Genomic DNA, 20,771 nt, shown 5'->3' with positions numbered 1-20,771 from the left:
CACACCGTCGTGCCGGAGGTTTCCCTTGTTACGAACGACCCTTGCCGCAGGCGCCGTCGTCGCCGCGCTCCTCGCCCCGACCGGCGCCGCCCACGCCGGGAGTCCCGGTGGCGCAGGCCCCGGCGGCATACCCGTCCTCACCGACGACCGGGGCCGCGCCCTCACGCTGCGGGGCTGGAACGTCGAGGACAAGACCCACCGCGGCGAGCAGGCCCTCTCCGCCGTCACCGAGCGGCACTTCCGGGACATGCGCGCCCAGGGCTTCAACTTCGCCCGGCTGCTCGTCTTCTGGGACGACCTGGAGCCGCAGCGCGGCCAGTACAGCCAGCGCTATCTGCGCACGATCCAGCGCATCCTGGACTGGGCGGAGAAGCACGACGTCCACGTCCTCATCGACGCCCACCAGGACGTCTTCGGGCCCGCCTTCGGCCACCGGGGCGTCCCCGCGTGGGCGACCAGGACGGACGGGCTGCCCTTCACCCCGCATCCGGACGACTGGTTCGCCGAGTACTTCGAGCCGGCCGTGCAGCGCGCCTTCACTCATCTCTACGAGGACGAGGATCTGCGGCGCGCCCAGGCCGACATGTGGCGGCTGCTCGCCGACCGCTTCGAGGACCATCCGGCGGTCCTCGGCTACGACCTGATCAACGAGCCCATGGGGGAGCTGCGCGAGGGCGAGGACCTGCCGACGGCCGCCCGGCGCATCGAGCGGGATCAGCTGACCCCGATGTACAACCGGCTCGCGGACGCGGTCCGTTCGGTGGACCGGGACACCTGGGTCTTCGTCGAGCCGACCCCGATCGTCGGCGAGGGCGTGCCGACGGGCCTCGGCCGGATCGACGACCCGAAGGTCGTCTACGCCCCGCACTTCTACAACACCGCCATGGAGGCGGGCGCCGACTACGACCCGGCGGCCGGCTGGATCGAGACCTACGAGCGGGCGGTGACGCGGTACCCCCGGCAGTACAAGGTCCCGGTCGTCGTGGGGGAGTGGGGGCCGCTCAACAACTCCCTGCCGAACATGGACCGCTTCTACCGCGAGGCGATGGCCTCCCTCGGCCGCTACGGCAGCGGCTGGGCCGGCTATGTGTGGTGCTACGGCGGCGGGTACTGCGCGGTGGACGGCGCCGGGACCTTCCGTACGAACAAGGAGCTGACCGCCGAGCCCTACGCGGAGGCCGTCGCGGGCACGGTGGCCTCCGCCGTGTACGACTCCGGGGCGGGCGTCTACCGCCTGGAGTACGCCGCCTCGCGCCGGGGCTCCCGGGTCACCGAGCTGTCCCTTCCCTCTGGCACCTGGCAGGTGACCGCCCGGGGGAAGGCGATCGTGCTCCGCACGGACCGGGCCGGCGGCTCCGCCTGGGTCCTCGCGGCGCCGGGCGCCCGGGTGACGGTGACCGCCACCCGGGAAACCCCCTAGGTGGTGTCCGAAAAGTCTGGCGGACGACCATACTTTCCGGACACTCCTTAGGGGCGCAGCAGGGACGTGATGCGGTCCGCCGCCGTCGAGAGCTGGCGGCGGGCCTCGGTCAGCTGGGCCGCCGTCACGCCGTGGTCCCTGGCGGCGTCACGGATGTCGTCGCGGAAGCGGTCCAGGAGCCGGTCCAGGTCGCGGGCCGCGTCACCGGTGGACTCCACCGTCCGGGCCCAGTCCGAGGCGGACGCCTCCGAGGCGACCTGCTCCTGGGCGAGCTGCTCCGGGGCGGGCGCCTCCTGGGCGGTCTCCTCCGGGGCGGGCGCCTCCGGGGCGGGCTGCTTCGGGGCGGGCGCCTCCGGGGCGGGCTGCTCCGCGGCGGGCTGCTCCGGGGCGGGCTGCTCCGGGGCGGTGGTGCGGCTCGCCGCCTTGGGGTGCGTCGTGCCCGTGACCAGGCCGCCCAGCTGGGCGGTGATGTCCGAGATGCCCTCCCAGACGCCCGTCGGCCAGTCGCCGCGCGAGAAGCGGTCCTGGACCTCGTCCTGGACCTGCTTGGCGATCCGCTGGAACTCCTTGGCCTGCCGGCGCGCCGACTGGGCCTCCTCGCGGGCCTGCCGGGTCTGCTCCCGCCACTCCTGCTTGGCGCGCCGCAGCTCCTCCCGGGCGTCGGTGAACGAGGAGCCCTTCTGCCGGTTCTCGCTCGCGGCCGCGCGCATCTCGCTGCGGAGCTTGCCCGCCGCCCCGCGCACGTCGTCGCGGATCTCGGCGGCGAGCTCGGAGACCGACTCGCGGATCTCCTGCTCCAGGTCGTCCAGTTCGCCGGCGCGCCCCGCCAGCTCCGCGCGGCCCGCGTCGGTGAGGGAGTACACCTTGCGGCCGCCCTCGGTGGCGTGCGTGACGAGCCCCTCGGCCTCCAGCTTGGCGAGCCGGGGATAGACCGTGCCGGCCGAGGGCGCGTACAAGCCCTGGAACCGCTCCTCCAGGAGCCGGATCACCTCGTAGCCGTGGCGGGGGGCCTCGTCGAGAAGCTTGAGCAGATAGAGACGCAGGCGGCCGTGGGCGAAGACGGGCGGCATGTCACAGCACCTTTCCGGAGGGCGAGGACGGGGGCGTGGCCGACGCGGGTGCGTCGACGTCGTCGGAGCCGGCCCGGTCCGGGCGGCGCAGAAGGGCGATCGAGCCGGAGACCGTCGTGGCCTTGAGCGTGCCGCGGCCGTCGCCGAGCGTGCCGGTGATGCTCTTCGCGCCCCACTGCCCGCTCACCCGCAGGTCGTCGAAGGCGTTGGAGACGGAACCGCTCGTGGTGCTGGCCTCGACCTCGGCGTCCGTCGGGTGCGGGATCCGGATCGCGATCTCGCCCGAGACGCTGCTCAGACGGATGTCGGCGGGCGGCCCGGCGGGCGCGCCGGCGTCGAGGTCGATCACCATGTCCCCGCTGACCGTGTCGGCCTTCACGGAGGAGCCCGAGCCGTCGACGAGGGTCAGATCGCCGGTCACCGTGGTGACCCGCAGGGCGCCCGTGACGGACTGGGCCTCGAAGGAGCCGGAGACGCTCTCCCCGCGGACCGGGCCGGAGAGCCCGACGAGGGCGGTGTCACCCGTGACGCCCCGGACGTCCGTACGCCCCTTGATGCCGGAGACCACCGCTCCGGCGCCGACCACGCCCACCTCGACGTCGGCGCCCGCCGGGACGGCCACGGAGACGACGGCCCGGCGGCGCAGGCCCTTGCGGTCGAACCACTTGAGGAAGCCCTGCCAGTGCAGGTCCTCGTAGGTGACGGTGAGGGTCGGGCCCTCCTGCGTCACCACGAGCGGCGGGCCCTTGATCTCGGAGATCTCCAGGCGCGCGGTGCTCTCGTCGGTGCCCACCACGTTCACCGTGCCGTTGACGACGCGGACCTGGAGGCAGGTGACGGGGTCGGTCAGCGTGAGTTTCGTCGGCTCGGACACGGACCACTCTGTCATCGTGCTGACCTCCCGTTCGGTGACGCAACATATCGCGTCTCTCTCTAGACACGATATATCGCGCTACGGGGAAGTCAACCCCCGTTTCGCCGAGGGCGCGGGAAGGCATTCGCACACGGATCAGGACAAATTGGCCTAGCGTAAGGCCCCATGAACGCGACATCCGGATCGCGCCCCGCCGGGGCGCTGCTGCTCTGCCGTGCGGAGCCCGCGGCGGTCCGCCCGCCGGCCCAGCTGCTGCGCGAACAACTGCTCCTCGCCCCGGCCGGATCCGAATGGAGCGTCGTCGTCCCGGAGGGGAAGCCCTGGCTGCACGGCGGCGAACCCGTCGAACGGGTCGTCACCGGCTGGGCCACCGCGCTGGCGGTCTCCGCCGCCACCTGGCCCGTCCTCGCGCTCTGGTGGGACGCGGACCGGGCGGGCCTCATCCTCGCCGCGGGCTTCCGCCGTACCGTCGGCTACATCTGGCTGGCGGACGGCACCCCGGTCGGTGAGGACGAGGCCATGCGCACCTTCGCGGCCCGACTCGCCCTCGACCCCGTCCTCGACGTCCAGGCCCTGGAGGCGCTCACCCGGCCCGACGGCGACGCCGACGCGCACGCCCGGCTCATCGGCCTGACCGCCGTCCTCGCCCGCGTCGGGCTCGCCCTGCCCACCGGGATCACCCCCGGCGAGAGCGCCGACCTTCTCCGCTCGGTCGCCCTGGCGCAGGGGGCGGAGCAGCTCGAATGGTCCGGCTGGCGCGACGCCGTACGCGCCGAACTCGACGCGGTGGAGGGCGGCCCCTTCGGCCCGTACCTGCGCGGGCCGAAGGCCCGGCTGCTCGGCGCGGCCCAACTGGGGGCGGGACTGCCGCTGCTCGTCTGGGGCGTCGGCCGCCGCAGCGGAGGCTGGACGACGGCGGGAGCGCTGCTCGTCGCGCACGGCGCGACGGGACTCCTCTACGACCGCCTGCGCGCCCCGTGACCCCCGAAGGGGGTCACCCGGGGGACGCCAGAGACGTCCGCCCCGGGGTGGGCCCGGGGCGTCCTACTCGTCGTCCTCGTCCTCGTCCTCGTCGTCGAGACGGGCCAGCCAGGTCGCGAGGCGCTCGACCGGCACCTCGAAGTCGGGGTTGAGATCGACGAACGTACGAAGCTGCTCGGCGAGCCACTCGAAGGAGACCTCCTCCTCGCCGCGCCGCTTCTCCAGTTCCTCGATGCCACGGTCAGTGAAGTACATGCGATCAGGATAGGTCGTGGCCGGCACGGCCTATCGCGCTCGTCAGCGGCAGGGACTAGCCTGCTTCATCATCGTTTCGGGGAGCGGGGGGCCGCTGTGACGCACGGGATCGCTCGGGTACGACTGGACGACGGCACACCCGTCTGGGCCCGCATCAGCGAGCCGGAGGAACTCCGCCGGGGCGGCGGCTTCACGGACACCGGCATCGGCGACCGGGTCCTCTCCATGACGGAGGGCCTCACCGACGTCGTGCGCGGGGTCGTCGGTTCCCTGCGGGGCGGGCTCGACCCGCAGTCGCCGGTCGAGGTCTCCGTCAGCTTCGGCATCGAACTGACCGCACAGGCGGGCAAGGTGATCAGCGTCCTCGCGGAGGCCGGCGGCACGGCCTCGATCGCGGTCTCCCTCACCTGGACCGAACCGGGCCCCGCCCCCACCGCCGGGCCGACGCCGGCCAGGGAAGAGGCGCCCGCCACGGACCCGACGTCCGCCACCGACCCGGTGCCCGCGCCCGGCGGCGCGCCCGGCTCCGGCGGCGCGCCCGGCTCCGTCCCCGGCCCCGCGCCGGCGCCCGACATCGGGTCATCGCACCGGCCGGCGGCCGATGGCGCCGTATGAGCGCCTTCGAATCACTCGTGCGCCCCGCACTGGTACGCATCGCGGCTCCCGGTGACGGGTATGACCCGCTCGGCGACCGGTACTGGGGCACCGGCTTCTTCATCGCCCCCGGCTGGGTGCTGACCTGCGCCCATGTGGTGGCAAAGGGGGGAAGCGCGGTGTGGAAAGGCGAGCGGGCCGTCGGCATCGTCTGGGACGGCGGAGTGACGACCGGAGAGGTCGTCCTCGCCAGCCCGCGCCCCGCCGAGCCCGCACAGGTCCTCGACCGCTGGGACTTCCCGGACCTCGCGCTCGTCCGCGTGCCCGACGCCCGGGACGCCAGCTGCGTACGCCTCAGTGAGCGCCCGCCCGTCATCGCCGAACCGGTCCCGGTCGCGCTGTACGGCTGGTCCCGGGTGACCGGCCGGCTCGCCGTCCGCGACGCCGTCGGCAAGGTCCACGGCGTCGACGGTGAGGCCCTGCTGCTGAGCGGCACCCAGCCCGTGGAGGGACTCTCCGGCGGACCGGTCGTCGACCTGAACCGCGCGGTCGTCATCGGCCTCAACAAGGGGCGCGGCGCGGACGAGGGCGCCGCCGTCCCCATCACCTCCCTGCGCCGGCTCCACCGCGAGCGGGGCGGCGAGGTGCTCTCCGAGGTGATGCGGGACCACGACCGGCACCACCTCGCCCGCTTCCACGTGCCCTCCGACGAGGCCGACTGGACCAGGGCGCAGCTCCGCCTCCGATCGCCCACCGCCCGGGGCCTCGACCCGGCCCGCCGGATCCATCTGTACGGCCGGCTCGCCGAACTGCCGTCGCCCACCGGACCCGGGGACGTGCTGCACCTCGTCGACGAGGCCCGGCGGGTGACGGTCGGCCACGACCTGCGCCCCTTGCTCGAAGTCGCCCCGCGGACCTGGCGCGAGGGCGTCGGCCTCCTCCACGAACTCCACGAGCCGGACCAGGAGTCGGCGGCCGACCTCGGCCCGAACGCCGTGTTCGTCTACGCGGCGAAGGTCGCCCGGCACGTCAAGGAGCGGTACGGGGACGGCGCCGCGACCCGGAGCCTGGCCACCTGGATCACCGAGGCCGCGGCGGAGATGCCGCTGCGTACCCGCAAGGCGATCGCCGACGCCCTCGCGGCCGACCGCTCCGTCGGCGGCCGTCCCCTCGGCGGCCGCGCCCCACGGGACCCCGGGGCGCGGGCGGACGTCCTCGTCGAGATCGGCACGCCGGTCTACGACCGCAAGTTCCCGTGGCGGGTGAAGCTGCTCTTCGACGGCCACACGATCACCCCGCTGCACGGGGACGACGAGGGCGTCGAGCGCGAACGGCTCCGGGAGACCCTGCGCGAGCCGCTCGCGGACGCGCTGGCTCGGGGCGACCGGGGTGAGCATCTGGCGGCCGTCGAGGCGCTGTTGCCGCGCGAGCTCTTCGACGAACCCCTGGACACCTGGCGGCTCTCGCCCGACGACGAGCTCTTCGACGAACGCTCGCTGCCCCTCGGCCACCGCCGGATCGTCGTCATCCGGGACGCGAGCCGCCATGCCCGCCCGCCCGCTCCCGAGTGGCGCACCCGCTGGCGGACGGCCGGCCTGGGGCCGTTGCGGGCGGTACCGCTGCGTGCCGAGACGCTCGCCGCTGCGGGGAACGGCCAGGCGGCGCACCGGATCCGCCGGGAGTCGACCCGGCAGACCTGGGTACGGCTCTCCGAGGCCGCGGACGGTTCGATTCCGGTGTATTGCGGCCCCGTGGGCAGCGGCGACGGACTCAAGGCGATGGCCGCCGCGCTCGCCGCCGGCCACCCCATCGCCCTGTGGCGCACGGGCGCCCACGAACACGACCGTACGAACTGCGCCGAGTTCCACGAGCGGGCCGACCGGCTGCTCGCCGAGGCGGGCCGGGCCGAGGGGCTGCACGGGCCGGTCATCTCCCTGCGCAAGCGGGTGTCCGCGGACGCGGACCTGTTCGGGGACGCGGACCCGTTCCCGGACCTGGATCCGTACGCGACGCAGGATCGCCTGCCGGACCCGGATCCGTACGCGACGCAGGATCGCCTGCCGGACCTGGATCCGTACGCGACGCAGGATCGCCTGCCGGACCTGGATCCGTACGCGATGCAGGATCGCCTCCCGGACCTGGACGCGGACCTGTTGACGCAACCGGACCCGGACCCGGACGTCGGTGCCGTGGGGGACGGTGGGCGGTCGCCCGTCCGCTCCGAGCACGCCTGGGCCGAGAACCTCGCCGTCCTGTTCGACCCCCCGGACCGGCCGCCGCACGAAGATCCACTCCAGGGTCCGCCGATGCTCGGCGAGGAGGAGTGGTGAGCCCGCCGGCACCCGGGCAATCGGTCCGGTTCGCGCATCGGCAGCGGGGGCGGCCGGGCGGTACGTTCGACGGGCCGGGCCACGACACCGCACCAGCCAGGAGGAGTTCATCGTGAACGATTGGCGGATCTACCGTGGTGCCGGCCACCCGCACGACGAGATACGGCGGTTGCCCGCCCCGCCGCCGTGGCGGGACTTCTCCACCGGGGGCGCGGACGACACGCTGGCCGGCTCCGACCGACGGCTCGGCGTGCGCCGCCGCCTGGTCCAGAACCACCACCCCCGGCCCGCCGAGACCGACGCCGTCAACGCGGCGCTCTATCTGCGCCGGCCGCTCCTGGTCACCGGCAACCCCGGCACCGGAAAGTCCACGCTCGCCCACGCCGTCGCCCACGAGCTGGGCCTGGGCCGGGTCCTTCGGTGGCCGATCGTCTCCCGGACCACCCTCCAGGACGGGCTCTACCGCTACGACGCCATCGGCCGCCTCCAGGACGTTCAACTGGAACGCGCCCAGGCCGGTTCGACGGTGCCCGCCGCGACCCCGGCGGGCATCGGCTCGTACATCAGGCTCGGGCCCCTCGGTACCGCCCTGCTCCCCTCCGAGCAGCCCCGCGTCCTGCTCATCGACGAGCTCGACAAGAGCGACCTGGACCTGCCGAACGACCTGCTGAACGCGCTGGAGGAGGGCGAGTTCGCCATCCCGGAGCTGGAGCGGCTGGCCGATCGCGAGCCCGTGGTCCAGGTCCTGACGGACGACGGACGCAAGGTCCCGGTCCAGGGCGGGCGGATCCGCTGCTCCACGTTCCCGTTCATCGTGCTCACCTCCAACGGTGAACGGGACTTCCCCGCCCCCCTGCTGCGCCGCTGCATCCGCCTGGAGCTGGAGCCGCCCGGCGAGGAGCAGCTCGGCGCCATGATCGAGGCACACCTCGGGCCCGACGCGGCGGCCGGCGAAGAGGGCCTGGTCAGCCGCTTCCTCAACCGCGAACCCGGCGAGGTCATCGCCACCGACCAGCTCCTGAACGCGATCTATCTGACCCAGCACGCCCCGCGCACCGAGCGGGTGACCCGGGAACGCATCGCGGACATGCTCATGCAGCCGCTCGATCAGCCGAGGTGATGGCCGGATGCACCGGATGCATCTGGAAGAGCTCACCCGCAGACTGCGGGCCGGTGGCCAGGAACCCACGGCCGAGGAGGTCGCGGACGCCGTCTGGCTCGCCCAGTGGCTCCCGACGCCCGCCCCCCACCCGTCGGACGGCCCCGGGGACGGCACGGCGGAGAACCAGGTGGCGGCTCCCGGGACTTCGGGGGAGGGACGGGATCCGGCCACCGGCGAGGGCGGCGAGCGGGGTGACGGCGACGACGACCCTTCCTCCCGTACGGGTACGGAGGCGGCGCCGGGCACAGGAGGCGACGGCGACCGCGCGCCGGGCGACGGCGCCCGGCCCGGCGCCGACCCCGACGACGGGGACCGGCCCGCCCGGACCACCGACACCGTCGACATCCGGCCGTTCATCGGCGCCACCGCCGGCATCGCCCGGCCGGTGGGGAGAGGCCGGGCCCTCCCCGTCCGCGCGCCCGGCGCCAACGCCCTGCCCGGCCTCCTCGGCCTGCAGAAGGCCCTCCGACCCCTGCGTCACTACGCCCACTTCCCGCTCCGGCCCGGCGAGGGGCTCCTGGACGAGGAGGCGACCGCCGAACGCAGCGCCGCGGCGGGCATCCTGACCCCCGTGCTGCGCCCCGCGGCGGGCCGCCGTCCGGACATCCAGCTGCTCATGGACACCGGCCCCGCGATGGTCGTCTGGACCCGCATGGTCGAGGAGCTCCGCCAGGCCTGCCAGCAGTCCGGCGCCTTCCGCGACGTCCAGGTGCACCGGCTCTACGACACCGGTGAGGGCGCGCCCCTGGTCACCACCACCTCGGGCGCCGACGGCCGGCCCCGGCTGCGCCCCGGCGACCAGCTCCACGACCCCACCGGCCGGCGGCTCACCCTGATCGTCAGCGACTGCGTCGGCCCGCTGTGGCAGCGCGGCGCGGCGCAACGGCTGATCCACCAGTGGCCGCGCCAGTCCCCGCTCGCCCTCGTCCAGCCGCTGCCGCCACGGCTCTGGCCGCGGACCGCGCTGTCGGTGGAGCCCGGCCTGTTGATCCGCCCGGTGTCCCCGGGCGGACACACCGGGTTCCAGCCCGACGAGGAGCCCTGGGAGCCGCTCGCCCCGGACACCCGCGCGGTGCCCGTGCTCACGCCCACGCCGGAGGCGTTCGGCTCCTGGGCGCGGCTCCACGCCGGCCACGGCCCGGGCGCGGTCCGGGGCTGGGCGGCCCTGATCGCCCCCGAGGCCCCGAGGAGCCCGGCACCGCCCGCGCCCCATGCCGCACCGCCCGCGCCCCATGCCGCGCCTCCTGCCGGGCCTCGGGGCCCGCGCGGTACCCCGCGCGGCGACGAGGAGTTGCTGCGGGCGTTCACCGCGGGCGCCTCGCCCGGCGCGCTGCGGCTCGCCGTCCATCTCGCGGCCGCCCCGCTCGCCCTTCCCGTCATGCAGCTCGTGCAGCGCGCGATGCTGCCCGACACCGGCCCCATGGAGCTCGCCGAGGTCCTGCTGAGCGGGCTCCTGCGGCAACTGCCCGGGCCCTCCCCGTATCCGTGCTTCACCTATCCGCCACGCGTCCAGCAGCACCTCCTCGGCTCCCTGGACCGGGGCGCGGCCGCGCTCGTGCTCAAGCACTGCTCCGAGTACGTGGAGCGCAACTTCGGGCAGGGCATGCGCAACTTCCCGGCGCTCGCGGCCGCCCGGCTCGCGGGCCAGGGCACCGACGAGGACCCGCCGGCCGCGCCCGGCACGGTCGAGGGGACCGACGAGCCCACCGGACCGGTCGGCACGGAACCCGAACTCTTCGCCCGCATCCCCGCGCGCGTGCTCCGCTTCTACCACCCCGACCTGATCACCCCCGATCCGCTGCCCGCCGCCCGCCGTCTCTTCGAGCAGTGGCTCGGCCAGTCCGACTCCTCGCTCCTGGCCCGGGCCCGACGGCAGGCCGAGGCCGCGCTGCCGGAGCATCCCGTCGAGGCCGGGATCCTGCTCGGGCGGGTGCTGTACGCGGAGTCCGGCACCGCCGCCGTCCAGGGCACCGAGCGGCGGCGGGAGCTGCTGAGCCGCGCGCTGGCCGAACTTCAGCGGGCCGGCGGCCTCGCCGAACCGGGTGGTCCGCAGTGGGCCGAGGCGCGGCTCGAACAGGCCGTCGCGCACCACGGGCTGTGGCGCCACACGGCCGACCCCCGGCACCTGGACGACGCGCTCGACGCGCTCTTCGGCGACGTGCCGGACTGGCCCGAGGCCCACCACCACACGCTGCACCTGCGCCGGGGGCGGCTGCTCCTCGCGCGTGGCGACGGAGCCGCCGCGGCGAACGAACTCACCACCGCGCTCTCACTCCGGGAGAGCGCCCCGGCGCTCCTGGACCTCGCCGACGCCCTGCACCTCTCCGGCGCCGGCCCGGCCGAGGCCGCCCCCGTCCTCGACCGGGCCGGGGAGCTCCTCGGCGACGGCGACGCCCTGCGGCTGCGCTGGACGGCCGCCCGCGCCCGGCTGCACGACGCGGCGGGCGACGGGCCGGCCGCCGACATCGCGTACGAGGAGGCCAGCCTGCTGGCCCCCGCCGACAGCGGGCAGCGCGGCCGGACCCTGATGACCTGGGGCGAGTCCCTGATGCGCCGCGCCGCGACCACCCCGGGCCAGGCCCCCGTCGACCGGGCCGAGGGCGTCCTGCGCGAGGCCCTCACGAGCCTCCCGGCCGGCGCCCCGGAGCGGGCCAGGGCCGGGATCCTCATCGGCAGCGTGCTGGCTCTGCGGTTCCATCGGGCCGGGTTCCTGCCCGACCTCTTCGAGAGCCGCCACCTCCTGGAGCAGGCGGCGCGCACCACGCGGGACATCGGCCTGCGCTCCGAGGTGTGGCTGCAACTGGGTCGGGTGAGACTGGAGTTGAGCGAGTCGGCCCGGGTCGGCGTCCTGGGCGACGCGCTCACGGCGTTCGAACGGTCCGAGGAGGACGCCCGTACGGCACACGGCGACACCCCCGGGTCGATCACCGGCGCCCGCGCCCTGCACGCCCAGGGGGCCGTCCTGTACCTGATGGGCAGCAACGGCCGGGCCCGCACCGCCCTGCGCGCGGCGGCCGAGCGGTGGCGCGGGCTGACGTCCGCGCTGGCGGACGTGGACTGGAGCGACGTCGAACGGACGAGGACGCTCCTGGCGGAGGTGAGCGCGGACCGGGACCCGTACCGCGCACCGCTCTCCGCCGAGGACCGCCGCCGGATCGCGCCACCGTGGTGGGCGTGGAGCGAAGCGGCCGCGTAGGCCGCGGCCGAAGCCGATGCGGAGAGCGGATACGGACAACGGCTGAATAACGGGGGCGCGAATGGGCGCAGTTGAGTCGAACGGGTTTCTGCCTTCCTGGCGTCGGGAAGAACCGCTGCGCCGCTACGACCGTGGGGGACTGGCGTCGGTGGGGAGGAGCCGAGGGTGTCGGAGCACAAGGAGTGGGCGACCGGTGTCGACCGTGCCGACGGACGGCCCGCGCACCTGCCCGATCTTGCCGCAGTGGACCTGCGGACCCTCCGCGCCATGGACGATCCCGCACTGGCGGCCGCGATCGAGCGGGTCCTGCTGCGCTCGCCCGAGCTGGTCGACGCCTGGTGCGAGGGGGCGGGGGACAGAGCCGCCTGACCCGTGGCGGGTCGACCGTCTGTTTCCGGCCGGATCTGCGCGCCGACCGAGGGTCTGCCGAGGGAGGCGGGAATGAACTTCGCGCCGCTGTCCGCCGGGGTCTTCGCCGAGCTCGCCCGGACCCGCTCCGCACCCGCCGACGCGGCCCTGCTGCACTCCGCGCTGCACGCGCGCCGGCTGCTGCTGCTCAAGGCCCTCCTCGTCCGCGTCCACCGGTACCGCGAGGCGATCGACAGCGCCGCGTTCCTCCGCTTCGAAGCGGCCTGGCACCTGCTCGAACGCGCCGAGGGCCGCAACCCGCACGTCGTCCGTGACGTGCTCGACTACCCCATGACCGGCGCATGGCTGGCGGCCGCGCTCGCCGAGCCCGTGGGCCCGGGTCTCGGCCGGCACCTCACACGGCTGGAAACCGTCGCCGTCACCGCCGCCCTCCGCGCCGACTGCCCCCTCGACGTCACGGTCGAAGCCCCTGGCGGGATCCTGTCGCTGCCCGGAGTGGGCCGCCAGAGCGCCGCCCCCGGGCGCGTCCGCGTCAGGGCCGGGGCCCGGGTCGCCCGGATCCGTCCCGACGGCCCGTCACCCGGCGAACCCACCGTCCTGCTGCTCACCGACCGGCGCACCGGCACCCTCGTCGGCCGGGGGCCCGGCTGGCGCGGCCTGCACACCCTGCCCGGCTCCACCGCCCGGCTCGACGACCTCGACCCCTACCGGGTGCCGCCCGGCGGGGTCGGCACCCCGGCCCGTACCGCGGGCGACCCCGACGACACCGACCCCGCCGTCTGGTCCGCCCACTGGCGAGCCGCGCAGAGCCTGCTCGCCCACACCGACCCCGGACGGGCCGCCGAGATCCGGGGCGCCCTGCGCGCGGTCGTGCCGCTGGTGCCGCACGGTCCCCGGTCCCTCGGGGCGACGCTGCGAGCCGCTCCGGGAGCCGTCCTGACCTCCTTGCCGGCCGGGGCGCAGGACCTGGCCGAGACGCTCGTCCACGAGCTCCACCACAGCAAGCTCGCCACCCTGCACGAGCTCGTCCCGCTGTACCGGCAGGGCCGGGCCGCCGTGCACCGGGTGGGCTGGCGGCCCGACGCCCGGCCCATCGGCGGGGTGCTCCAGGGCGCCTACGCGCACCTGGCCCTCACCGACCTCTGGCGGCGCGCGGCCACCGCCCGGACCGTGCCCCGGCCCTGGCGGTCCAGCGCCGGGCAACAGTTCGACCATATGCACGATCAGGTGGGCGAGGCGCTGACGATCCTGCTTGAATCCGATGAACTGACCAATGAGGGGCGGGAGTTCGCCCAGCAAATGAGGCGGCACCACGCGAGCCTCGGCGCGGCCCCTCGGGCAGCTGGGTAACACTGTGCCGACGGCAGATGACACTGCGTTGCGCGTGAGCGGGACGGGAGACGTACAGATGGCGGAACAGCGGTCGGGCGGCGGGGCTGCGGACGACGGCGGCAGGGGCGCACCCGAGCATGTCCTCGTGGTCTTCCCCGGCTACCACCGGCCGTGGGCGGCCTGGATCAACCAGCGCCTCGAAGCCCACGGCGTGCGCGCCACCCTCCAGCGCTGGGACCCGCCGCGCGAGGTCCCGCTGGAGGACTCCCTCAGCGACCTCCTGCTCGCCAGCGGGCAGGTCCTCCTCGTGCTCAACGACTGGTTCTTCCAGCTCGGCCCCCGACCCGCCGGAGAGTGGAACGACGTCCTGCGCGGCTTCGTCGCCTCCCAGGCCGACAGGTTCGCCGCCGTCAACCTCACCAACCGGCCGCTGCTCCCGGCCACCGCCGTCCTCGAACCCGTCAGCCTCTGGGGCGTCGGCGAGGAGGAGGCCGAAGCACGGCTCCTGAGCCGCCTCGCCATCGAACCCCGGCGCTCCGGCGGCCGCCGGATCCCACCCGGTGCCTCCGTCCGCTATCCCGACACCCCACCCGAGATCTGGGGCGAGATCCCGCGCCGCAACCCGCGGTTCACCGGCCGCGACGACCTCCTCACCGAACTCCAGGAACGCCTCATGGACGCCGACCGCGGCAACGCGGCCTGCACCCTGCTCGGCATGTCCGGCATCGGCAAGACCCAGATCGCCGCCGAGTACGCCCACCGCTTCAGCCCCGACTACGACGTCGTCTGGTGGGTCAACTCCGACGACCGCAACGTCCAGCGCGACCGCTTCGGTGAACTCGCCGCCGAACTCCGCCTGCCCAGCGGCAACGAACCGGGCGAGCGCATCCGCGCCGTACGGGAGGCGCTGCGCCGCGGCGACCCCCACGCCCGCTGGCTCGTCATCTTCGACGGCTGGGACGACACCGACGGCGCCCAGGTCCTGCTGCCCCACGGGCCCGGCCACGTCCTGATCACCTCCCGCAACCGCGGCTGGGGCGACCACACCGACGTCCTCGAAGTCCCCAGCTTCGACCGCGCCGAGTCCACCGGCTACCTGATGCGCCGCGCCTCGCACATCACCGCACCCCAGGCCGACGAGGTCGCCGCCGAGTTCGGCGACGTACCCCTGCCGCTCGTCCAGGCCGCCGCCTGGCTCGGCGAGTCGGGCATGGAGGTCCCCGAGTACCTGCGCATGGTCAGGGAAGGGCGCCTGTCCACCGTGGAGGAGGGCTCGCCCGGTGACGGCTACCCCCACGCGTCCCTCACCTCCTGGTCGATACTGATCAACCGGCTCCGACGCGCCCAGCCGCAGGCCATCGACGTCCTCAGCCTGTGCGCCTCCTTCGCGCCCGGCCGCATCCCCCTCGGGCTCGTCCGCGCCTACCCCCAGGCCGAACTGCCCGAGGACCTGCGCTGGATGGCCACCGACCTGCCCGCCTGGACCCGCGCCCTGGACACCCTCGTCAACTACTCGGTGCTCACCCGCGAGACCCGCGGCCCCGCCACCAACGTCGAGGTGGGGCCGCACCAGGAGTCCGTGCACATGCACCGACTCGTCCACGACATCGTCGCCCGGCTGACCGACGGCGAGAACCGCGAAGCCCACCGCAAGGCCGTCCGCTCGCTGCTCGCCGAGGCGGACCCCGGCAACCCGATGGACAGCCGCAACTGGCCCCGGTACGCCGAACTCCTGCCGCACATCGGCCCGTCCGGCGCTCTGGCCAGCCGCAACCCCCGCGTCCAGACCGCCGTCCTCAACTGCCTGCGCTACTGCTACCGCAGCGGCGAGTTCAGGGCCGGCGCCCAGCTCGCCGAGCGGATCAGGGACGCCTGGTCCACCTTCATGGACCCGCTGGACCAGCCCATGCTGGACCTGACCACCCAACAGGGCAACGTCCTGCGCTCCTTCGGCCGGTTCCGCGAGGCGTACGACCTCGACCTCGCCCAGCGCGAGCGGCTCGGCGCCGCCTCACCCCCCAACGAGCTCGGCTCGCTGCTCTCCGGCAGCGCGATCGCCAGCGACCTGCGCTTCCTCGGCCAGTACCAGGAGTCGGAGCGGCTCCAGCGCCAGGTGCTCGCCGAGGCGGAACGCCTCCTCGGCGACACCGAGTTCTCCACCTTCGTCGCCCGCCACAACCTGGGCGTCGTCCTGCGCATGCTCGGCCGCTACCAGGAGGCGTACGACCTCGACGCGGAGTCCCTGGTCCGCTGCGAGACCGTACTGCGCACCCGCCACGCCCACACCCTCGGCGCGGGCAACGCCCTCGCGCACGACCTCCGGCTCCTCGGCCAGTACCGCGAGGCACTGGCCCGCCAGGAGGCCAACGTCCGGGTGCACGTCCAGGTCCTCGGCCCGCAGCACCTGCAGACCCTGTACGCCCGCACCCAGCTGGCCCTCTGCCGGCGCCGCGAGGGCGGGTTCCAGCAGGACCTGGGTGCCACGATGGCCAGCCTGCTCGAACAGCTGGAGCAGGTGCACGGACGCGGCCACTACATCACCCTCGCCGCCATCAACAACTACGCCAACTACCTGCGCGAGCACGGCGACCTCGACCACGCAAGGGAGCTGGTCACCGAGGCCGAGGCCGCCTACCGCTCCCTCCTCGGCCCCGCCCACCCCGTCGCCACCGGTGTGCTCGCCAACACCGCCCTCGTCATGCAGGCCGCCGGCGAGCGCGCCGACGCCCTGGCGATGCTGGAAGGCGCCCTGGCCGGACTCACCGCCTCGCTGGGACCCGACCATCCCTGGGTCCTCGGCTGCGCGCTCAACGCCACCGCCGCCCGCAACTTCAACGGGCGGGTCGCCGACGCCGCCGAACTCAGCCGGGAGACCCTGCGCCGCGCCCGGCACGCCCTGGGCCACGAGCACCCGCTCACGCTCTCCGCGCAGATCGCGCTCGCCACCGACCTGCGCGGGCTGCGTGAGGTCGAGGAGGCCGGGAAGCTGGAGGAGGCCGCCCTGCTCTCCCTCACCCGCACGCTCGGCGCCCAGCACCCGCACACGCTCTCGGCACGCCACCGCAACCGCCCGTACTGGGACTTCGAGGCCAACCTCGGATAGCCCCGACGCAACGCCGGAGGCCCGGCCCCCCTCGCGGGGTGCCGGGCCTCTCGACGTACCCGTACCGGTATCGGTACGGCAGCGGATCAGGCGTCGAAGACCTCGTTGACCAGCTGCTGCTGCTCGGCCTGGTGGCGCTTGGCCGAACCGACCGCCGGGGACGAGGAGTGCGGGCGGGAGATCCGGCGCAGGCGCTCGCCGTGCGGGATGTCGGCGCCGACCGCCAGGTCCAGGTGGTCGATCAGGTTCAGCGCGATGAACGGCCACGCACCCTGGTTCGCCGGCTCCTCCTGCGCCCACAGGTACTTCTCGGCGTTCGGGTACTTGGCGATCTCGGCCTGCAGCTCGGCACCCGGCAGCGGGTACAGGCGCTCCAGACGGATGATCGCCGTGTCCGTGACACCGCGCTTCTGACGCTCGGCCTCCAGGTCGTAGTAGACCTTGCCGGCGCAGAAGACGACCTTGCGGACGTCGGCCGCGTTCGTCGTCCCCGCCTCGACGGCGGAGTCGCCGATGACCGGGCGGAAGCCGCCGGTGGTGAACTCCTCCACCTTCGACGCCGCCGCCTTCAGACGCAGCATCGACTTCGGGGTGAAGACGATGAGCGGCTTGTGGTGCGGGTTGTGGACCTGCCACCGCAGCAGGTGGAAGTAGTTCGACGGCAGGGTCGGCATGGCGATCGTCATGTTGTCCTGCGCGCACATCTGGAGGAAGCGCTCCGGGCGCGCGGACGAGTGGTCCGGGCCCTGGCCCTCGTAGCCGTGCGGCAGGAGCAGCGTGACGCCGGAGGTCTGGCCCCACTTCTGCTCGGCCGAGGAGATGAACTCGTCGACGACGGTCTGCGCGCCGTTGACGAAGTCACCGAACTGGGCCTCCCAGATGACCAGGGAGTCCGGGCGGGCCAGCGAGTAGCCGTACTCGAAGCCCATCGCCGCGTACTCGCTGAGCAGCGAGTCGTAGACGTTGTAGTGGGCCTGGTCCTCGGCCAGGTAGAGCAGCGGCGTGTAGTCCTCGCCGGTCTCCTGGTCCACCAGGACCGCGTGCCGCTGACCGAAGGTGCCACGGCGGGTGTCCTGGCCGGACAGCCGGACCGGGGTGCCCTCCATCAGCAGCGAGCCGATGGCGAGGGTCTCGCCGAAGCCCCAGTCGATCGTGCCGTCGTCGATGGAGGCCGCGCGACGCTGCATCTGCGGCATCAGACGCGGGTGGACGGTGATCCGCTCCGGGATGGTGACCTGCGACTCGGCGATCCGCTTCACGACCTCCTGGGAGACCGCGGTGGTGACGGCGACCGGGAACTCCGGCTGCGGGTCCGGCACGTGCGTCGGAGCCGGCGCCGAGGTGGCCTCGCGGACCTCCGCGAAGACCTTCTCCAGCTGGCCCTGGAAGTCCTGGAGCGCCTGCTCCGCCTCTTCCAGCGTGATGTCACCGCGACCGATCAGCGACTCGGTGTACAGCTTGCGCACCGAACGCTTCTTGTCGATCAGGTTGTACATCTGCGGGTTGGTGAACTGCGGGTTGTCGCCCTCGTTGTGACCGCGGCGGCGGTAGCAGATGAGGTCGATCACGACGTCCTTGTTGAACGTCTGGCGGAACTCGAAGGCGAGCCGCGCGACGCGGACCACGGCCTCCGGGTCGTCGCCGTTCACGTGGAAGATCGGCGCCTCGATCATGCGGGCCACGTCGGTCGCGTACATCGAGGAACGCGAGGACTCCGGGGCGGCGGTGAAGCCGACCTGGTTGTTGATGACGATGTGGACCGTGCCGCCGGTGCGGTAGCCGCGCAGCTGCGACATGTTCAGCGTCTCCGCGACCACGCCCTGGCCGGCGAAGGCCGCGTCACCGTGCAGGGCGACCGGCAGGACGGTGAAGTCCGTGCCGCCCTTGTTGATGACGTCCTGCTTGGCGCGGACGACACCCTCCAGGACCGGGTCGACCGCCTCCAGGTGCGAGGGGTTGGCGGCCAGCGAGACCTTGATCTGCTCGCCGTCCAGGCCGGTGAAGGTGCCCTCGGCGCCCAGGTGGTACTTCACGTCGCCGGAGCCGTGCATCGACTTCGGGTCGAGGTTGCCCTCGAACTCGCGGAAGATCTGCGCGTACGACTTGCCCACGATGTTCGCGAGGACGTTCAGGCGGCCGCGGTGGGCCATGCCGATGACGACCTCGTCCAGGCGGGACTCGGCGGCGGAGTCGATGACCGCGTCGAGCAGCGGGATGACGGACTCGCCGCCCTCCAGGGAGAACCGCTTCTGGCCGACGTACTTGGTCTGCAGGAAGGTCTCGAACGCCTCGGCCGCGTTCAGCCGGCGCAGGATCCGCAGCTGCTCCTCGCGCTCCGGCTTGGAGTGCGAGCGCTCGACACGGTCCTGGATCCACTTGCGCTGCTTCGGGTCCTGGATGTGCATGAACTCGACGCCGGTGGTGCGGCAGTACGAGTCACGCAGCACGCCGAGGATGTCGCGGAGCTTCATCATCGACTTGCCCGAGAACCCACCGACCGCGAACTCGCGCTCCAGGTCCCAGAGCGTCAGCCCGTGCTCGGTGATGTCCAGGTCGGGGTGCTTGCGCTGGCGGTACTCCAGCGGGTCGGTGTCGGCCATGACGTGGCCGCGGACCCGGTAGGAGTGGATCAGCTCGAAGACGCGCGCGGCCTTGGTGACGTCGTCGTCGTGCGAGGCGTCGATGTCCTTGAGCCAGCGGACCGGCTCGTAGGGGATGCGCAGGGCCTTGAAGATGTCGTCGTAGAAGCCCTCCTCGCCGAGGAGGAAGTTCGCGACGACCCGCAGGAACTCGCCGGAGGCGGCGCCCTGGATGACCCGGTGGTCGTAGGTCGAGGTCAGCGTCATGACCTTGGAGATGCCCAGCTTGTTCAGGGTGTCCTGGGAGGTGCCCTGGAACTCGGCGGGGTAGTCCATCGAGCCGACGCCCATGATCACGGACTGTCCGGGCATCAGACGCGGCACGGAGTGGACGGTGCCGAGGCCGCCGGGGTTGGTCAGCGAGACCGTGACGCCGGAGAAGTCCTCCATCGTCAGCTTGCCGACGCGGGCGCGCTTGACGATGTCCTCGTAGGCCTGCCAGAACTCGAAGAAGTTCAGCGTCTCGGCCTTCTTGATGCCCGCGACGACGAGCTGGCGGTCGCCGTTGGGCTTCACCAGGTCGATCGCGAGGCCGAAGTTCACGTGCTCCGGCTTGACCAGCGTCGGCTTGCCGTCCTTCTCCGCGAAGGAGTGGTTCATCGTCGGCATGGCCTTGATCGCCTGCACCATCGCGTACCCGATGAGGTGCGTGAAGGAGATCTTCCCGCCCCGGGCGCGCTTCAGGTGGTTGTTGATCACGATCCGGTTGTCGAAGAGCAGCTTCACCGGGACGGCGCGGACGGACGTGGCCGTCGGCACCTCCAGCGAGGCGTTCATGTTCTTCGCGACCGCGGCGGCGGGGCCGCGCAGCGTGACCAGCTCCGGGCCGGCGGGCGCCTCGGCCGCCGGGGCGGCGGCGGGCTTCGCGGCGGCCGGCTTCGCGGCGGCGGCCGGAGCCGCGGGGGCCTTGGCGGCGGGCGCGGCCTTGGCCGGGGCCGGAGCGGCCTGCGCCGGAGCTGCCTGCGCCGGTGCGGAGGCCGCCGGGGCAGCGGCGGCCGGAGCCGGGGTGGCCGGGGCGGCCTGCGCGGGCGCCGGAGCGGCGGGCGCGGCAGGTGCGGCCTGTGCGGGGCTCACCTGCGGCGCGGCCGGGGTCTCCGTGGCGCCGGGCTTGTAGTCGGCGAAGAAGTCCCACCAGGCGCGATCGACCGAATTCGGGTCCTGGAGGTACTGCTGGTAAATCTCGTCGACGAGCCACTCATTGGCGCCGAAGGCGGTAGCAGGGTTCTTTCCCTGCCCGTCTTGGCCGGTGGAGGTACTCGGGGTACTGGGGGACTGAGACGACACGGCGGTAACCGCCCTCTTCCGCTTCACAAGGTGATGGACAGCGGAAATAAAGGCTACGCCTCCCTGGCCAAGAGGTGCAGGCCGGGCACTACCAACGTCGCGCAAGTCACACTTGACGCGGCGTTTCAGGGCAGGGAATGGCGGGAAACAAGCGTGGTTCTG

The 20,771-nt window shown here is 73.5% G+C and carries 13 protein-coding genes; 9 read left to right on the top strand and 4 right to left on the bottom strand.

The genetic code is table 11. The features are described 5' to 3' along the window. The first annotated feature begins 25 nt into the window (after positions 1–25). Complete coding sequence (locus ACIPPS_RS02260) at positions 26–1,420, top strand: cellulase family glycosylhydrolase (RefSeq protein ID WP_401425777.1); 1,395 nt, start codon at positions 26–28, stop codon at positions 1,418–1,420. 47 nt (positions 1,421–1,467) lie between these two features. Here ACIPPS_RS02260 and ACIPPS_RS02255 read toward each other — a convergent pair whose 3' ends face one another. Together ACIPPS_RS02255 and ACIPPS_RS02250 are read right to left on the bottom strand one after the other, a co-directional pair. Beyond that, the gene (locus tag ACIPPS_RS02255; RefSeq protein ID WP_401425775.1) at positions 1,468–2,490 is read right to left on the bottom strand and encodes a helix-turn-helix transcriptional regulator; all 1,023 of its coding nucleotides are present in this window, start codon (positions 2,488–2,490) and stop codon (positions 1,468–1,470) included. A 1-nt stretch (position 2,491) separates the two neighbouring features. Beyond that, positions 2,492–3,379 (bottom strand): DUF4097 family beta strand repeat-containing protein, encoded by an 888-nt coding sequence (locus tag ACIPPS_RS02250; protein ID WP_401425773.1) that lies wholly within the window; start codon positions 3,377–3,379, stop codon positions 2,492–2,494. Positions 3,380–3,529: 150 nt separating this feature from the next. On the opposite strand from ACIPPS_RS02250, the gene ACIPPS_RS02245 reads away from it, so the two are divergent. Then, on the top strand, positions 3,530–4,345 hold the full coding sequence (locus tag ACIPPS_RS02245) for a hypothetical protein (RefSeq protein ID WP_401425770.1): 816 nt from the start codon (positions 3,530–3,532) through the stop codon (positions 4,343–4,345). 63 nt (positions 4,346–4,408) lie between these two features. On the opposite strand, the gene ACIPPS_RS02240 is transcribed toward ACIPPS_RS02245, so the two are convergent. Continuing rightward, positions 4,409–4,600, bottom strand: coding sequence for a DUF6104 family protein (locus ACIPPS_RS02240; protein ID WP_401425766.1), 192 nt, complete (start codon positions 4,598–4,600; stop codon positions 4,409–4,411). A 96-nt stretch (positions 4,601–4,696) separates the two neighbouring features. Here ACIPPS_RS02240 and ACIPPS_RS02235 point away from each other — a divergent pair, with 96 nt between their 5' ends. The 7 genes from ACIPPS_RS02235 (at position 4,697) to fxsT (ending at position 16,686) form a co-directional block, all read left to right on the top strand. Continuing rightward, a complete protein-coding gene (locus ACIPPS_RS02235; RefSeq protein WP_401425763.1) occupies positions 4,697–5,215 on the top strand; it encodes a CU044_2847 family protein in 519 nt (172 codons plus the stop codon). Beyond that, the gene (locus tag ACIPPS_RS02230) at positions 5,212–7,524 is read left to right on the top strand and encodes a trypsin-like peptidase domain-containing protein (protein WP_401425761.1); all 2,313 of its coding nucleotides are present in this window, start codon (positions 5,212–5,214) and stop codon (positions 7,522–7,524) included. Before ACIPPS_RS02235 ends, ACIPPS_RS02230 begins: the two co-directional genes overlap by 4 nt. A 112-nt stretch (positions 7,525–7,636) precedes the next feature. Further along, positions 7,637–8,644: an AAA family ATPase gene (locus tag ACIPPS_RS02225; protein ID WP_401425759.1), complete on the top strand. Its 1,008-nt coding sequence runs from the start codon at positions 7,637–7,639 to the stop codon at positions 8,642–8,644. Between the two features lie 7 nt (positions 8,645–8,651). Then, positions 8,652–11,882, top strand: a complete 3,231-nt coding sequence (locus ACIPPS_RS02220) for an SAV_2336 N-terminal domain-related protein (protein WP_401425757.1) — start codon at positions 8,652–8,654, stop codon at positions 11,880–11,882. A gap of 165 nt (positions 11,883–12,047) precedes the next feature. Then, the gene (locus ACIPPS_RS02215; RefSeq protein ID WP_401425754.1) at positions 12,048–12,251 is read left to right on the top strand and encodes a hypothetical protein; all 204 of its coding nucleotides are present in this window, start codon (positions 12,048–12,050) and stop codon (positions 12,249–12,251) included. A gap of 72 nt (positions 12,252–12,323) precedes the next feature. Then, positions 12,324–13,601: an aKG-HExxH-type peptide beta-hydroxylase gene (locus ACIPPS_RS02210; protein WP_401425752.1), complete on the top strand. Its 1,278-nt coding sequence runs from the start codon at positions 12,324–12,326 to the stop codon at positions 13,599–13,601. A 58-nt stretch (positions 13,602–13,659) separates the two neighbouring features. Next, complete coding sequence (fxsT, locus tag ACIPPS_RS02205; protein ID WP_401425750.1) at positions 13,660–16,686, top strand: FxSxx-COOH system tetratricopeptide repeat protein; 3,027 nt, start codon at positions 13,660–13,662, stop codon at positions 16,684–16,686. A gap of 86 nt (positions 16,687–16,772) precedes the next feature. On the opposite strand, the gene ACIPPS_RS02200 is transcribed toward fxsT, so the two are convergent. Beyond that, positions 16,773–20,609, bottom strand: a complete 3,837-nt coding sequence (locus ACIPPS_RS02200; RefSeq protein WP_401425748.1) for a multifunctional oxoglutarate decarboxylase/oxoglutarate dehydrogenase thiamine pyrophosphate-binding subunit/dihydrolipoyllysine-residue succinyltransferase subunit — start codon at positions 20,607–20,609, stop codon at positions 16,773–16,775. Positions 20,610–20,771 lie beyond the last annotated feature (162 nt).

The sequence above is a fragment of the Streptomyces sp. NPDC090127 genome (genome assembly GCF_044746945.1).
Classification (GTDB): domain Bacteria; phylum Actinomycetota; class Actinomycetes; order Streptomycetales; family Streptomycetaceae; genus Streptomyces.
Note: the sequence above shows the minus strand (reverse complement) of the source record. Positions and strands in the feature narration are given on the sequence as shown.

Bases quoted from the DNA above. Each gene is read 5' to 3' on its own strand.
- ACIPPS_RS02250 (WP_401425773.1), bottom strand. From the start codon at position 3,379: ATGACAGAGTGGTCCGTGTCCGAGCCGACGAAACTCACGCTGACCGAC.
- ACIPPS_RS02230 (WP_401425761.1), top strand. From the start codon at position 5,212: ATGAGCGCCTTCGAATCACTCGTGCGCCCCGCACTGGTACGCATCGCG.
- ACIPPS_RS02210 (WP_401425752.1), top strand. From the start codon at position 12,324: ATGAACTTCGCGCCGCTGTCCGCCGGGGTCTTCGCCGAGCTCGCCCGG.
- ACIPPS_RS02220 (WP_401425757.1), top strand. From the start codon at position 8,652: ATGCACCGGATGCATCTGGAAGAGCTCACCCGCAGACTGCGGGCCGGT.
- fxsT (WP_401425750.1), top strand. From the start codon at position 13,660: ATGGCGGAACAGCGGTCGGGCGGCGGGGCTGCGGACGACGGCGGCAGG.
- ACIPPS_RS02245 (WP_401425770.1), top strand. From the start codon at position 3,530: ATGAACGCGACATCCGGATCGCGCCCCGCCGGGGCGCTGCTGCTCTGC.
- ACIPPS_RS02255 (WP_401425775.1), bottom strand. From the start codon at position 2,490: ATGCCGCCCGTCTTCGCCCACGGCCGCCTGCGTCTCTATCTGCTCAAG.
- ACIPPS_RS02240 (WP_401425766.1), bottom strand. From the start codon at position 4,600: ATGTACTTCACTGACCGTGGCATCGAGGAACTGGAGAAGCGGCGCGGC.